10 protein-coding genes are annotated in these 14,706 nt (G+C 40.4%); 8 read left to right on the forward strand and 2 right to left on the reverse strand.

Annotated elements, in window-relative coordinates; genetic code table 11:
* Positions 1-7 precede the first annotated feature (7 nt).
* From KP78_RS02540 to KP78_RS02560, 5 genes are all read left to right on the forward strand, one after another.
* Positions 8-2,113 carry a BglG family transcription antiterminator gene (locus KP78_RS02540; RefSeq protein WP_041085978.1) on the forward strand — a complete coding sequence of 702 codons (2,106 nt, stop codon included), beginning with the start codon at positions 8-10 and terminating at the stop codon, positions 2,111-2,113.
* Positions 2,110-2,541: a PTS mannitol transporter subunit IIA gene (locus KP78_RS02545; RefSeq protein ID WP_041085980.1), complete on the forward strand. Its 432-nt coding sequence runs from the start codon at positions 2,110-2,112 to the stop codon at positions 2,539-2,541. The genes KP78_RS02540 and KP78_RS02545 overlap by 4 nt, the downstream gene beginning before the upstream one ends.
* On the forward strand, positions 2,541-3,695 hold the full coding sequence (locus KP78_RS02550) for a mannitol-1-phosphate 5-dehydrogenase (protein WP_041085982.1): 1,155 nt from the start codon (positions 2,541-2,543) through the stop codon (positions 3,693-3,695). The genes KP78_RS02545 and KP78_RS02550 overlap by 1 nt, the downstream gene beginning before the upstream one ends.
* Positions 3,696-3,864: 169 nt before the next feature.
* The gene (locus tag KP78_RS02555; protein ID WP_041085983.1) at positions 3,865-4,734 is read left to right on the forward strand and encodes a M15 family metallopeptidase; all 870 of its coding nucleotides are present in this window, start codon (positions 3,865-3,867) and stop codon (positions 4,732-4,734) included.
* A gap of 392 nt (positions 4,735-5,126) precedes the next feature.
* A complete protein-coding gene (locus tag KP78_RS02560) occupies positions 5,127-6,122 on the forward strand; it encodes an NAD-dependent epimerase/dehydratase family protein (RefSeq protein WP_041085985.1) in 996 nt (331 codons plus the stop codon).
* Between the two features lie 355 nt (positions 6,123-6,477).
* Here KP78_RS02560 and cls read toward each other — a convergent pair whose 3' ends face one another.
* Positions 6,478-7,926, reverse strand: coding sequence for a cardiolipin synthase (gene cls / locus KP78_RS02565; protein WP_200889194.1), 1,449 nt, complete (start codon positions 7,924-7,926; stop codon positions 6,478-6,480).
* Positions 7,927-9,061: 1,135 nt separating this feature from the next.
* Here cls and KP78_RS02570 point away from each other — a divergent pair.
* The 3 genes from KP78_RS02570 (at position 9,062) to KP78_RS02580 (ending at position 12,109) form a co-directional block, all read left to right on the forward strand.
* Entirely contained in the window at positions 9,062-9,382 is a 321-nt protein-coding gene (locus tag KP78_RS02570; RefSeq protein WP_106388522.1) for a metal-sensitive transcriptional regulator, read from the forward strand.
* Between the two features lie 14 nt (positions 9,383-9,396).
* A complete protein-coding gene (gene copZ / locus KP78_RS02575) occupies positions 9,397-9,606 on the forward strand; it encodes a copper chaperone CopZ (protein ID WP_041085986.1) in 210 nt (69 codons plus the stop codon).
* Positions 9,607-9,697: 91 nt separating this feature from the next.
* Positions 9,698-12,109: a heavy metal translocating P-type ATPase gene (locus KP78_RS02580; RefSeq protein ID WP_041085987.1), complete on the forward strand. Its 2,412-nt coding sequence runs from the start codon at positions 9,698-9,700 to the stop codon at positions 12,107-12,109.
* Positions 12,110-12,283: 174 nt separating this feature from the next.
* On the opposite strand, the gene helD is transcribed toward KP78_RS02580, so the two are convergent.
* Complete coding sequence (gene helD / locus KP78_RS02585) at positions 12,284-14,590, reverse strand: RNA polymerase recycling motor HelD (RefSeq protein WP_052474490.1); 2,307 nt, start codon at positions 14,588-14,590, stop codon at positions 12,284-12,286.
* Positions 14,591-14,706: the final 116 nt, after the last annotated feature.

The raw sequence follows: 14,706 nt of genomic DNA on the forward strand, positions 1-14,706 counted from the left end.
GGAGCCAATGGACTATATTTCTGCTCGTGAACGAAAAATAATCGAGTGGCTGTTACGGACCCAGCACCAGTTCACAACTATTCGAGAACTTGCTGATGCGTTGGATGTCAGTTCGAGAACGATCCATCGTGAGTTAAAAAAGGTGGAGAGTGCTTTAGCTGAATATGATGTGCAGCTGGAGAAACAATCAGGAACAGGTATTCGAATTAGAGGTACATCCAGTAATTTGCAACGTCTTGATGACGCATTGCAAGGGGTGAAGGAGCATGACTTACAGCAGGAAGAACGCCTGGTCGTGCTTCTTCATTATTTAATACGTCATGATTCACCTGTGAAAACTGCTTTGCTTGTACGTGTATTAAATGTTGCTACGGCAACGCTTATGCAGGATTTGGATAAGCTGTCAGAGCAAATCAAGCCCTATGGACTTTCCATTTTGCGTAAAAGAGGGTATGGAATCGAGTTAGTCGGGTCAGAAAGAGAAAGAAGAAAAGCACTGGCAAATTTAATGATTGAGCAGATGGATACATCCTCTCTCTATTCAATGGTAGATGAGCATTTTATTTATCCGGGTATGATGGATGACAAGGTGGCTGGAGTCGTTGACCGTGAGCTGTTAATTCAAGTTGAGCGGCTTATTATGGATGAAGTAAAGGATCTGCCCTACACAATTGCAGATAGTGCGTATTTGGCACTTGTGATACATATTTCGCTGGCGATCCAGCGCATAAAAGCGGGAGAACGGATCGAACTGGATCCTTCGGTAAGTGAAGAATTGAGCCAAACGGTGGAATACGCAGTAGCAGAATCTCTTGCACGTTCTTTATCAGAGGAATTTGAACTAAGCATACCAAAAGAAGAGGTAGGTTATATTACGATCCATCTAAGAGGAGCTAAAAGAAGAGAGCAGCTATCTGTCGTGAGTGAAGAAATGACAGAATGGTCATTCCTTGTTCAACAGCTTATTCAACAGGTAGGACAGCGGGTAGACGTTGATTTTTCAGAGGATCACTCCTTATTTGAAGGACTGATTGCACACCTGGAGCCAGCTATTCACCGAGCGGAAGAAGGAACCCATGCCTTCAATCCGCTTAAAGAGTCCATTAAAGAAGATTATCCAATCTTATTCAACACAGTTAAGGAGACATTACATTCTTTATTTCCTAACTTGAATTTTTCAGACGGGGAGCTTGCATTTTTGGTGCTTCATTTTGCTTCATCACTGGAGATTCGAAAAGAAAAAGTAGTTATTTCGGCTTTAGTTGTATGCTCGAGCGGCATTGGTACATCAAAAATGCTGGCAAGTCGTTTAAAAAAAGAATTTCCGGAAATAACAAAGATTACACTTGCATCGCTCCATGAAGCGAAATCACTTTCAGCTCAGCGATATGACCTAATCATGTCTACTGTTGGATTAGTTGATATTGAACAGGAGTATCTTCTTGTAAGTCCGCTGTTGCCAAGCAATGAAGTAGAAAAGGTCAAGCGATATATTCAGCTTCAAATGCCTTTAATTACAAAGAAAAAGGGATATGTCACAAAAGAGCAGGAGCTACCCGGGGAATCGATCGCCTCTTCATTAGAAGAGTTTCAACGAGTGATCACAATTATGCTTCAACTGCTAAACAAGTTCACGATTATCAAGCTGGAAAACGATTTAACAGAGCAGGAGCTCCTGCAATTAGCAGATCAATTCAGCATAGAAAAAGGTGTCATTACATCACCTGGGGTTGTGGCTAATCATTTAAAGGAACGTGAGGAGCTTGGAGGACTCGGAATCCCAGGTACTGGGCTCGCATTATACCATTGCCGATCAGCAGACATAACAGAGCCGCTCTTTATGATCATTCAACTGGCTTCTCCGGTTGAGGTCAAATCAATGGACCAGCAGCATATTCAGATGAAGCGAATGCTATTGCTTCTCGCACCGGATGAAATGCATGGTGATGGTTTTGAATTGATGAGCATCATTAGTGCATCAATTATTGAAGATGACAAACAGCTTGCCATCTATACAAATGGAGAGAAAGACGAAATTCATCGTTTGCTGGAACAAAAATACTATCAATTTATACGGAAAAAACTAAATTCATTTTTGGAGGGACCACAATGAGTACACTATTCAAACCAGAAAATATCATCCTAAATGCAAAGCTAAATTCGAAAACAGAAGCCATTGAGCAAGCTGGAAAAATTTTAGTCGAGCAAGGATATGTAACGCCAACTTATATTGACAAAATGAAGGAACGAGAGGAATTGACTTCAACATTTATGGGGAACTTTGTCGCCATTCCACATGGTACAGATGAAGCCAAGATAGAGGTGCTTTCTTCCGGTTTATCCTTGCTGCAGGTTCCAGAAGGCGTTGAATTCAATGGAGAAACAGTTAAGCTTGTTATTGGGATTGCAGGAAAAGATGGTGAACATCTGGAGCTGCTATCTAAAATTGCGATCGTTTGTTCAGAAATCGAAAATGTAGAAAAGCTTGTTGCAGCCAACAGTGCAGAAGAAATTATTCGTCTTTTTGAGGAGGCTGAATAATGAAGCAGGCCGTCCATTTTGGAGCAGGCAATATCGGCAGGGGGTTTATCGGTGCGATTCTTTCAAAAGCAGGCTATCAGGTAACCTTTGTCGATGTTAATAAAGCTGTTATTGATGAATTGAATGAAAAAGGTTCTTATACTGTGCAGATCGCTTCAGCAGAGCAGGCTTCCTTTGTTGTAGAAAATGTATCCGGTATTCACAGCAGCAGTGAACACGAACGTTTAAATGAAACAATTGCTAAGGCTTCTTTAATTACAGCCTCAGTGGGTCCTAATATTCTGACGCATATTGCAAAGGATATTGCCGCTGGTTTAGCTTATGCTGAAGAACAATCAATGCTTAAAGAGCTGAATGTAGTTGCTTGTGAAAATATGATCCAGGCAACAGATTTTTTACGCGGTGAAATTGAAGGGCATTTAAATGATACGATTAAAGAACGCGTTCTCAGTAAAGTTGGTTTCCCAAACTCTGCAGTCGATCGAATCGTGCCGATTCAGCATCATGATGACTTGCTAACCGTTCAAGTAGAGCCATTCTTTGAATGGGTCGTTGAGGAGCCTTCTTGGAAAGGAAGCATTCCTAATATGGAGGGTGTTCAATTCGTTGAGGATCTTTCACCCTTTATCGAGAGAAAGCTTTTAACGGTTAATACCGGACACGCCGCGATTGCTTATATTGGATTGCAGGAAGGCTACGTGACAGTTGATAGAGCGATGGAAAACGCAGCAATAAAGGAAAAAGTAGAGCAAGTATTATCCGAGACAAGTGAATTTCTTGTAGGGAAATATGAATTGGATCCGGAGCAGCATAAAGCATATGTAAATAAAATTATTAGTCGTTTTGAAAATCCGTATCTTTCTGATGAACTTTCAAGGGTAGGAAGATCACCGCTTAGAAAGCTAAGTGCCAAAGAAAGATTGGTCTATCCAGCTCGTGCATTGATGGAACAGGGGAGAGAACCCAATGCACTTATTGATACAATAGCGGCCGCTCTTCATTTTAAAAATGAAGAGGATCAGGAAGCAATAGCACTACAAGCCGCGATTGAAGAACATGGTGTGAAAAAAGCATTTGCGGATGCGGCAGACTTACCAGAAGATGATGTGCTCGTTGTAGCCGTAGTAAGGAAGTATGCAGCTGCTGTAAGGTAAAGATAATTATAAAGAAAGCCTCTGCTAGTTCTGCGTAATGCAGAACTAGCAGAGGCTTTCGTTTTATTTATTAAACTCCTAGTAGTGATGCTGTAACTTTTTTTGATAGAATGGAGTCTAAGTATAAAAAGTTATTTGGTTAGTGAATGGAAGAAGGAGCTTATTCAGAATGGAAAATCAGCGATTATTTTTAAATAAAAAGAAAAGCAGAAAAGGCCTGTGGATTACCTTATCTATTGTATTGATCATCGTTGCAGGGGGAGCAGTTGGTGCATTAGGTTTTTATAATTGGTCCTTCAATCAGGCAGTACATGGCGTTACATCATTGGTTCAAAATCAGTTTAGTGGGTCAGGGAACGATCAGGACACTGTCGGGATAGAGAACAGGGAAGAAGAAGCGGATCAGGAGGTCGAAGAAGAAGCCGCTTCTGCGGATGGCAGTGTAACGGCAGAAGAAGGAAACAGCACCCATTCATCTTCACTAGAGCCAGAGGAGCTATTAACACCAGAGACAGTTACAGAACCCACCTATGTTCAAGGTGTATTAATTGCCAATAAACAATACCCGCTTCCAATAGACTATGCGCCAGGTGTAGATCCTGAAGCAAATGAGGCGTTTGAGCGTATGCAGTTCGCTGCAAGAGAGATTGGAATTGAACTTGTTGCTTTTAGCACATTCCGCTCGTATGAATATCAAGATGAGCTGTATCATCGTTATGTTGAGAAGCATGGTCAGGAGGAAGCGGATCGCTTTAGTTCTAAACCAGGTTATTCAGAACACCAAACCGGATTAGGCTTTGATATCGGGGAGGAAGGTCAGGAGCAATATTGGGCTGAGGACAGCTTTAAAGATACAGAAGCAGCTAAATGGTTGGCAGAAGATGCCCATCATTACGGATTTATTCTCAGATATCCACCAGGTAAAGAGGAAATCACAGGGTATCAATATGAATCCTGGCATTTTAGATACTTAGGGGTAGAGCTTGCCACAAAGGTTCATGCAAGTGGATTGACATTAGAAGAGTATTTAGGAATTTAATATAAAAAGAAAAAGAGATGATGGCAGTGCATCATCTCTTTTTCTTTTTATGGAATGTGTAAATAGTGTAAAATATTAAGAAGAATAACATTTTAGAGAATCTTTGTCAGGGAATTATTTCTTTTAGCTCAATTTGCGAACATAGGGATCTTTTTGAGTCATATTATTATAACGTTTAAGCGTGGGCCAGGCATTGAAACCGTAAATAATTTTATTGCTGGCCATCGCTTCTAGCGAATATCAGTCAGGATATTTTTTCGGTGGAGTGGATTGTTTTTTCAACAGTTGCAACGATCGCGATCACAATGCTGTCTCTTCATCTATTAAGCAGGGGATTAGATCAATATTTTAATAAGAAATATAATCGATCACAATAAAAAGGAGAGATAAAGATGAAAATCCTCATTTTGGGCGGGACACAATTTCTAGGAAGACATATGACAGAAGCAGCGTTAAAGGCAGGTCATGAGGTGACGCTTTTTAATCGGGGAAAAACAAACCAGCAGCTGTTTCCTAATGTTAAGAAACTTATCGGGGATAGAAATGACGATCTAAAGACGCTCAAGAAAGGCGTGTGGGATGCGATAATCGATATATCTGGATATGTGCCGAGCCAGGTGAAAGCCACAACTGAGCTGCTGCAAAAGCGTGTTAATCACTACACGTTTATCTCGACTGTATCCGTTTATGAGGATTTTTCCAACGGGCCAGTAAATGAAGAGAATACATCGCTAGCTGAGCTGACAGAGGAAACCGAAGAAATCAATGGAGAAACCTATGGGCCGTTAAAATCACAGTGTGAAGAAATCGTAAGAAGCCGGTTTAGGGAACAGTCTCTTGTGATTCGTCCTGGCCTGATTGTCGGTCCTTACGATCATACGGATCGTTTTACTTATTGGGTATACCGGATAGGAGAAGGAGGAACCGTACTCGCTCCGGGAGAGCCGGATCGGGAAATTCAATGGATTGACGCAAGGGATTTGACTGAATGGGTGATTCGTATGGTTGAACAACAGGCGACAGGAACGTTTAATGCGGCTGGATTATCAGCTTCGATGGAAAATCTTCTCAACACAGTTCAGAGAGTGACAAATGCGGATGCTCAAATTGAATGGGTTGCTGATGACTTTTTGGTAGAAAAGGAGATTGGGGCTTTTGTAGATATGCCTTTTTGGATCCCCAAAAATAAAAAATATCCGACAGGATTTGTTTTAGCAGATGCTTCAAAAGCCATGACGCAAGGACTCACTTTTCGTCCAATAGAAGAAACGGTTAGCGATACTTATATGTGGCAGGCAGCTCGAGAGGATCACAAGTGGAGAGCGGGACTGTCAAATGAAAAAGAAAAAGAACTTCTGGAACAATATTATGTAAAAATAAATAAATAGTTAAAGAGTTTTAAAATTCAGAATATATAGTATAATAAAGTGAAATAGGTGAAGGAGTGGAAGGGATGAATAAGATTACTAAGAATGGTCTTGTTATTGTTGCGATCCATACTGCATTTTTTCTTAACCTTGCATTTGATTTTATTGTACTTTATAAAGGGTAATGAATTTTTATCATAAGGAAGGAGCTGCTCTGGTGGTTAAGGAACAGCTCTTTTTAATGTGTTTTTATAATTATAGGCTATTTTAAAGGTAATGGCCGGCTTTTGCACGATGTTGATGGGAGCGTCAGACCGCCCGCGGAAAGCGAACGCCTAGAGCGGAAATTAACAGGCATTAAATAAACAGAGTCTTATTATAAAATTGGAGACAGCAATCTTGAAATAGACTCCTTAAAGCGGATATAAAGGGAGCGCGATTGGTATAACTCATCCGTAAGCTCCGTAGATAGCTTCATATCGTCTCTAAAAATTTGACCGAGCTTTGAAGCCGTACCCTTATCATAAATAAAAGCGTTGACTTCAAAGTTTAGACGAAAGCTCCGTAAATCAATGTTAGCTGTTCCTACAGAAGCTGCTTCGTCATCTGCAACCAGCGTTTTCGCATGAATAAATCCATTATCATAAATATAGATTCGAGCCCCGGCTTTCATTAATTCACCCACATAGGAATAGGTTGCCCAATAAACAAACATATGGTCTGGTTTATTTGGAATCATAATCCGAACATCTACTCCTGATAATGCAGCAATTCGCAAGGAATCTAACAAGCTTGCATCTGGAATGAAATAAGGTGTTTGAATATAAATATATTCTTTCGCATTGGTAATAAGTTTAATATAACCATTTTTAATTTGCTCCCATTCAGAGTCCGGCCCGCTTGACACAATCTGCATGGCAACCTCGCCTTTTCGAGGAATAGCGGGAAATAAGTGTTCTGCGTATTCAATGTCGTGGCGATAGGATGCTTGATTCCAGTCTAATATAAAACGGGTTTGAATAGGATGGACGGAGCTGCCTTCCACGCGCAGATGCGTATCTCTCCAATAACCGAAGCGTTTATCCAGTCCTAGATATTCATCTCCTACGTTGAAGCCGCCGATATAACCAACCCGGCCATCTATAATGACAAGCTTACGGTGATTTCTGAAATTAAGCCGAGGATTAATAATCGGTACATTTGATGGGAAAAATGCCTCTACTTCACCTCCGGCGGCCCGTAGCTCTTTGAAGTAGCGCTTCGTCATTCCGCGAGAACCCATATCGTCATATAGGACGCGTACCTTGACACCTTGCTTGGCTTTCTTTAGCAGTAACGTCATGAGGCGTTTCCCGAGATTATCACGTCTGAGAATATACGTTTGAAGATGAACATGGTTCTTGGCTTCTTCTATATCCTTAAAAAGCGCATCAAATTTCTTGTGTCCATCAATGAAAATCTTCACATCATTATCTTGCGTAAGCACCGCATGATTGTTGATAAGCTGCATATAAATAAGATCCTGCATATCTTCCGTTTCTTTTGAACTAAATTCAAATGTCTTTTGCTGGATGGCATCCATTTGATATTGGATAAGATTATCAATTCCGACCTTGTGTCGATCCTCCCAGTCGAATAATTTTTTCTTGCTTAGCCTTCTTCCTAAAAGTAAATAGAGTGCAAAACCTGCGATTGGGATAAAAAATAATACCATAAGCCACGCCCAGGTAGCGCTAGCATCCTTCCTTTCAAGAAATAGAAGGATTCCAGCAAATATAAAGTTTAGCAAGAAGATAATACCAGTAACTAAAGTGAACCAATCCATCGTTATCCCTGCCAATCATTTAGAATAGTTGAATGTGAATAATGAACTATTATTCATAGTATATCTGATATTTATTGAAAATACGTGAACTATTGATCGGTTTTTGGGGATTTTAAGAGATTAAAGACTCCTTCCTATTGAACGATAAAGAAAAATGGTGAATGATAGAATGTAAGAAAAATGGAATGGGAAGGAATGATCTTAATACCCATTAAAGAAATAAATCGTTTAAGAAAGGTTCAATCGGTCTATCAAATATATATTTTTTGTATTTAGTTTTATCGTTTTGCTCAAGCTTCCTTGAACTATTCTTTATGAATACTCATGATACTGGTAGGGGGTTTCAATATCTTTTTTGGTGTAATCGACAAGGATTTTTTCATATGCCATATTGCTTCTTTTCGGTTTTTGATGTTCGATCGCAATCAATCCTTAAGGAAGATGGACGTTATCGAAGGAGATCTGCTTGTGTCATTTTATTAACCTTCTTTTCCTCGACGTAAACTTTATTTTGGATGTAAAAGTTATGGATCATTCTGATAGGAAAGATTTGCAGAATCGACGAGTTGGGCGTGATTTATTTTTATTGCCATTAATTACTATATTTGCATTTGTCAATTTCTAATTTAAAAAGAAAAAGGGGAAAAGCATGGTTTCTTTTCTATTGAAATTTTTCGTATGGATAAGCTGTCTTATGATGTGGATGCTGTCTGCTGGGATGGAGCCTTTAGTTTGGCTGATTGCCAGGGAATGAGTGCATATCTTAAGCTGCAGTAGGGACTTTGATTGAGTGATATCTGGAGGCAACTTAGTAATGGAAAGAAAAAAAGTCCATTATTAAATAAAATATCTAAAGAACCCCACAATAAACGGTGCGGGTTTTTATAATCCTTTAGTTCGTTGAAGGGGTCTGACCCCTTCAACGAACTAAAGGGAAATAAATTCTGTTATACATTCACATATAAAGGGTAATGTAATAATAATAAATTCTACAAAAATAACGTTTTTAAAAGAATTAAACAAATCACTTTACATACCTTGGTGGGGTATATTATACTTGCAACAAGCAGGTAAGAATGCAAAGTATTTAAAGGCAGGAGTGAATGGCATGGAGGTTCTTAATTTTAAGAAAGACATGCTTGAAGAAGACACGCAGTGTTGCTCAAATAAAGATGAGCGTAAGAGCCATCATTCAGATGAAATGAAGAAGAATTTAACGACGAGGCTAAATCGCATCGAAGGTCAAATTCGGGGAATTAAAGGAATGATTGATAAGGATACGTATTGTGATGATGTTATTACGCAAATCGCAGCCACTCAATCAGCGCTGAACAGCGTATCTAAATTATTATTAGAAGGTCATATGAAAAGCTGTATTGTTGATCGCATTAAAGAAGGAGATCTCGAGGTTGTTGATGAACTTCTTACAACAATGAAACGCTTAATGAAAAAATAGGAGGAATGATCAAAATGGTAGAACACATAACGTTAAAAGTAGAAGGTATGTCATGTCAGCATTGTGTAAAAGCAATCGAAGGCAATGTAGGAAACGTTGCTGGTGTAAGCAAGGTGGACGTCCATCTAGATCAGGGGACCGTTGATGTAGAGTTCGAAAAAGATTATGTGTCACTAGATAAAATCCGTAATACGATTGAAGAGCAAGGGTACGATATTGCATAATAACGAAATTAAAAGTGTGCTGAATGAAAAAAGCACACTTTTAATCGGATGAAAATATACCCCTATAAGGTATAAGGAAGTGATAAAAGAGATGAGCCAATGTACAACAAAAGAAATACAGATTACCGGGATGACCTGCGCGGCCTGTTCGACTCGAATTGAAAAGGGATTATCTAGAGTGGAAGGTGTTGAAAAAGCAAATGTGAACCTCGCGCTTGAGCGGGCAAGTGTATCATACAACCCTTCTGTTACGAATACACAGGCACTTCAGCAAAAGGTAAGGGATCTTGGTTATGACGTCGTCACAGAAAAAGCAGAGCTTGATATTACTGGAATGACCTGTGCGGCCTGTTCGACTCGAATCGAGAAAGGATTAAACCGTATGGAGGGTGTGTCGACAGCAACCGTCAATTTAGCATTAGAGCGTGCAACTGTTGAATACGATCCAAGTGAGATGTCCACTCACGATATTATCAGTCAAGTTAAAAAGCTTGGCTATGAAGCACATCCAAGAGAAGATGAAAAGCAAAAAGTTGATTATCGTTTAGTGGAAATTAAAAAGCAGCAGAAGCGATTTATTTTCTCACTTATCTTTACATTGCCGCTGTTGTGGACAATGATTGGTCACTTTAGCTTTACATCATGGTTATATGTACCGGATCTATTAATGAATCCATGGTTTCAGATGGCACTCGCTACACCGGTCCAGTTTATAGTAGGTAAAGCGTTTTATGTCGGCGCATATAAATCTCTTCGAAACGGAAGTGCGAATATGGATGTGCTGGTGGCACTCGGAACGTCCGCCGCCTATTTCTACAGTATTTACCTAGGTTATCAGTCCATTAGTATGCCGGGTCACCAAATGGGTTATTATTTTGAAACCAGTGCAGTTATCATTACATTGATTGTACTTGGAAAATTATTTGAAGCTAGAGCGAAAGGAAGATCATCTGAGGCGATAAGGAAGCTGATGAGTCTTCAAGCAAAAACAGCAACAGTTATTCGTGATGAGCAAGAGATTGACCTACCGCTTGATCAAGTAGTAGTGGGGGATGTGCTGGTTGTTAAACCGGGTGAAAAAATTCCGGTTGATGGAGCTGTTTTAGAGGGCAGCTCCGCTATCGATGAATCAATGATTACTGGAGAAAGTGTACCTGTTGATAAAGTCGCAGGGGACTCTGTCATTGGTTCCACCATTAATAAACAAGGGTTTCTAAAGATGACAGCCACTAAGGTAGGAAAACAAACAGCACTTTCACAAATTATTAAAGTGGTGGAGCAGGCTCAAGGTTCAAAAGCGCCAATTCAACGACAAGCGGATAAAATATCGAGTATTTTTGTACCGATCGTAGTAGGTGTTGCCCTTCTCACATTTATTATTTGGGTGGCATTCGTTTCACCTGGTCAAATTGGACCGGCGCTTGAAGCTACCATTGCTGTATTAGTTATTGCATGTCCTTGTGCACTTGGCTTAGCTACCCCTACATCGATCATGGCGGGTTCAGGCCGTTCAGCGGAAAAAGGGATCTTGTTTAAAGGTGGAGAGCACCTTGAGATGACTCAATCTGTTGATACAGTTGTTCTTGATAAAACGGGAACAGTAACAAAAGGTGAGCCTGTTTTAACGGATGTCATCCGTTTTGGAGATTGGCAGGAGGAACATTTCTTGTATCTAGTTGGATCTGCTGAAAAAGGCTCGGAGCACCCGCTAGCAGAAGCAATCGTAAAAGGAATTAAGGAAAAAGGCATCACTTATTCTTCTCCGTCGCAATTTGAATCGATCACGGGGTTTGGTGTTCGTGCAACAGTCGGTGAGAAAGAACTTCTTATTGGGACACGAAAGCTTTTATCGCAAGCAGGAATCGATAGTTCAGCTGTGGATGAAACAATGGTTGAGCTTGAACAGAACGGCAAAACATCAATGCTCGTAGCAGTCGATGGTGAACTTGCAGGACTCGTTGCTGTTGCCGATACAATCAAGGACACTTCTAAAGAGGCCATTGCAAGACTTTACTCAATGGGACTTGACGTGGTCATGATGACAGGAGACAACGAAAGAACAGCAATGGCCATTGCAAAAGAAGCTGGCATTTCACATGTCATTGCGGAGGTTTTACCTGAAGGTAAGGCCGATGAGATTAAAAAGCTCCAAGCGCAAGGGAAAAAGGTTGCAATGGTTGGAGATGGAATCAATGATGCACCGGCACTTGCCGTTGCAGACAGCGGAATGGCAATTGGTACAGGTACGGATGTTGCTATGGAAGCGGCGGATATTACATTAATTCGTGGAGATTTAATGAGTATTGCTGATGCGATTATGATGAGCAGAAAAACAATGAGAAACATTAAACAGAATTTGTTTTGGGCATTTGGCTATAACACGATGGGGATTCCTCTTGCCGCAGCTGGTCTTTTAGCACCATGGTTAGCAGGAGCTGCGATGGCATTTAGTTCGGTGTCAGTCGTATTGAACGCACTTCGATTGCAGCGAGTAAAACTATAACTTGAAAAAAAGGATTGCCCCCAAACTTGCGGGGGCAATCCTTTTTTTTGATGATAATTGCTTCTCAATTTGCTGCTGATAGCCTGCAGATCGATGAGCGTGGGCTGTGAATTTCAAACGATGGCCTGTAAATGATCCATCAAGCCCATTTTCTAAAATATATAGGCCTGTGCATCAACTGGATTGTAGCTTCTCTGCCGGTACATGCTGAAGCAGCAAATCCTCCGGGCGCTCGCTGTATAAATAAAGCTCGTGCATCGCCCTTGTCATGGCAACATAGAGCAGCTTAACATCCAGTTCTTTTTCTGTATAAGGTTCATGAATAGCAGGGATTAATACAGCATCAAATTCGAGACCTTTTGCCAAGTAGGAGGGAAGGATTGTGACGTGATCCTTTTGAAAGTCCTCCTGCTCCTTTACAAGCTGTACGCGTACATCTCGATTTTTCATGACTTTGTTGATTGCGTCACACTCTTGTTGTGTTCGGCCGATTATCGCAATTGTATTAAATCCTCTTTTTTGTATAGTTTGAATATCTTGTTCCATTTGTTTACCAAGATCGTTTTTACTGGCGGGGTCATATTGATAGTAGGAAGGGAGTTCTCCTCGCCTTACGACGGGTTCGACAAGAGGAAGCTTCTCGTTCATTAACCCCAGTACATCGTTTGCAACATTCATAATATCGATGGTCGTACGGTAGCTTTTTTGAAGGGTGAAATAATGCGCATCTTCAAAAATCTCATTTTTTACTACATTCCAGTCGCGCATGCCTCGGTAGGAATGTATGCCTTGAGCGAGATCGCCTACGATTGTAAAAAGGCTGGTTTCTAATATTTTTCGTAAGGCCACCAGCTGAAAGTAGCTGTAGTCCTGTGCTTCGTCGATAAATACACTTCTTACTTTATCCTGATCTTCTAGTCCATATAAACGCCCGTGCAAATAATAGATCGGGGCAAGGTCTTCGAACTCGTAGGACCGCTTAGCAAATAATTGCTGGCTATGCTGAATAAGAAGACGTATTTTATCCATTGAAAGTTCGGGTGCGATTTCTTGAAATAACTCTGCTGAAGATAAAAGCTCCTTGTATAAGTCCGTCGCTTTCTCTTTTTTAAAGGTTTTCATATAGTTACGGACCGTTGAACGGGCTTCCTTTTGAATGGATGCAAGGCGTTCGGCCTTTGTATCCATAATAAACGTAACTTTTTTGCGTCGCTTTTGATCATTGCGAATCCCATATAAGGCCTTCTCAAGTGCATTTTCGTATACGTCTTCTATTTTTTTAAGAATATGCTTTTTCTTTGTTCGGATGTGACTTTGTATGACGCCTTTAATTTTCTCAAGACGTCTATATACCGGAAGATAGGAATAGTCCTCGAGAAAGAGAATTTGCAGCCTTTTTCCTCTTAAAATTCTAAACTTTTCAAGCATGACATCTTCGTTTGGGGCCATTGATTCTTCAATATATTGTATGTACCGATCCATGATGCTCATAAATTCAAGTGAGCCTTTAAAGGTTGAAAGCCATTTTAATGAAGCTTGTTCATCAACGGTTTCCACAAGCAATAAGAGCTTCTGGGTCGGATCCGCTAAACGAATTTTTTGCCCAATCGCTCTTTTCATATAGTCAATAAGCGTGGTTTGCTGTATTTTTTCAACACCGAGCTCTGGGAGTACGTTTGAAATATATTCAATAAATAAATGATTCGGTGCCAGTATCATCAGATCGCTCGGGTGGAAGGTTTCGCTGTTTACATATAGGAAATAAGAAATTCGATGCAGAGCAATGGTTGTTTTCCCGCTGCCGGCAGCTCCCTGAACAATAATAGGGCGATTTAGTGGAGCTCTAATAATATCATTTTGTTCCTTTTGGATGGTTGAGACAATTTCGGTCAACCTGTTGTCTGCTTTTCCTGCAAGTGATTCCTGCAGCAGTTCATCTGTGGTTGTGAGATCAATATCTCGAATATCCAGCAGCTTGCCTTCTTCGATTTGATATTGGCGTTTTAAAGAAAGATAGCCTTCAGTAGAATCCCCGTTTACCTCATACTCAACTTCGCCAAGGCGGCCGTCATAATAAACATTCGCAACAGGAGAACGCCAATCGACAATAATTTGGGCCTGTGATTCAGGGTCATGAAGGGAGGCTTTTCCTATATAAAGTGATTCTTTTTCTTCATTTGTTTTTTGATAGTCAATGCGGGCGAAATAAGGCTTGTCATATACTAGCTCTAACCTTTTAGTTTGATCCGATGTCATTTTAAGCAGGCTTGCTCCTGTTAGTAGATTCATATAGCCCATACTGCTGTCAAGCGAATCTAATGTTTCATAGGCTTGTTTTAAGCTTTCTCTAACTTGGCCTTCACTCATTTTGGAGGTTGTGACGACTTGATCAATGTACAGTCTTGTGAAGGTTAAGCGGTCGTTTTCCTTTTTGTAATCTGGATGTGAGTCTAGCAAGGACTTTTCGTGGTCTTTCTTCATTTTACTGTCACCTCATTCGCATAGTGTGGTTCCAACTAGTGCAGCCGCGAAAAAAGAGCGTTTACAATCGTACCACAATATGAATGGAAAAAGAAGGGGATAATTGGAATCCGCCT

The organism is Jeotgalibacillus soli, assembly GCF_000829435.1.
GTDB classification, from domain to species: Bacteria; Bacillota; Bacilli; order Bacillales; family Jeotgalibacillaceae; genus Jeotgalibacillus; species Jeotgalibacillus soli.

What these genes read in the sequence shown, in the direction of transcription:
- KP78_RS02540 (WP_041085978.1), top strand. Translation starts at nt 8, where the DNA reads ATGGACTATATTTCTGCTCGTGAACGAAAAATAATCGAGTGGCTGTTA.
- KP78_RS02545 (WP_041085980.1), top strand. Translation starts at nt 2,110, where the DNA reads ATGAGTACACTATTCAAACCAGAAAATATCATCCTAAATGCAAAGCTA.
- KP78_RS02550 (WP_041085982.1), top strand. Translation starts at nt 2,541, where the DNA reads ATGAAGCAGGCCGTCCATTTTGGAGCAGGCAATATCGGCAGGGGGTTT.
- KP78_RS02555 (WP_041085983.1), top strand. Translation starts at nt 3,865, where the DNA reads ATGGAAAATCAGCGATTATTTTTAAATAAAAAGAAAAGCAGAAAAGGC.
- KP78_RS02560 (WP_041085985.1), top strand. Translation starts at nt 5,127, where the DNA reads ATGAAAATCCTCATTTTGGGCGGGACACAATTTCTAGGAAGACATATG.
- cls (WP_200889194.1), bottom strand. Translation starts at nt 7,926, where the DNA reads ATGGATTGGTTCACTTTAGTTACTGGTATTATCTTCTTGCTAAACTTT.
- KP78_RS02570 (WP_106388522.1), top strand. Translation starts at nt 9,062, where the DNA reads ATGCTTGAAGAAGACACGCAGTGTTGCTCAAATAAAGATGAGCGTAAG.
- copZ (WP_041085986.1), top strand. Translation starts at nt 9,397, where the DNA reads ATGGTAGAACACATAACGTTAAAAGTAGAAGGTATGTCATGTCAGCAT.
- KP78_RS02580 (WP_041085987.1), top strand. Translation starts at nt 9,698, where the DNA reads ATGAGCCAATGTACAACAAAAGAAATACAGATTACCGGGATGACCTGC.
- helD (WP_052474490.1), bottom strand. Translation starts at nt 14,590, where the DNA reads ATGAAGAAAGACCACGAAAAGTCCTTGCTAGACTCACATCCAGATTAC.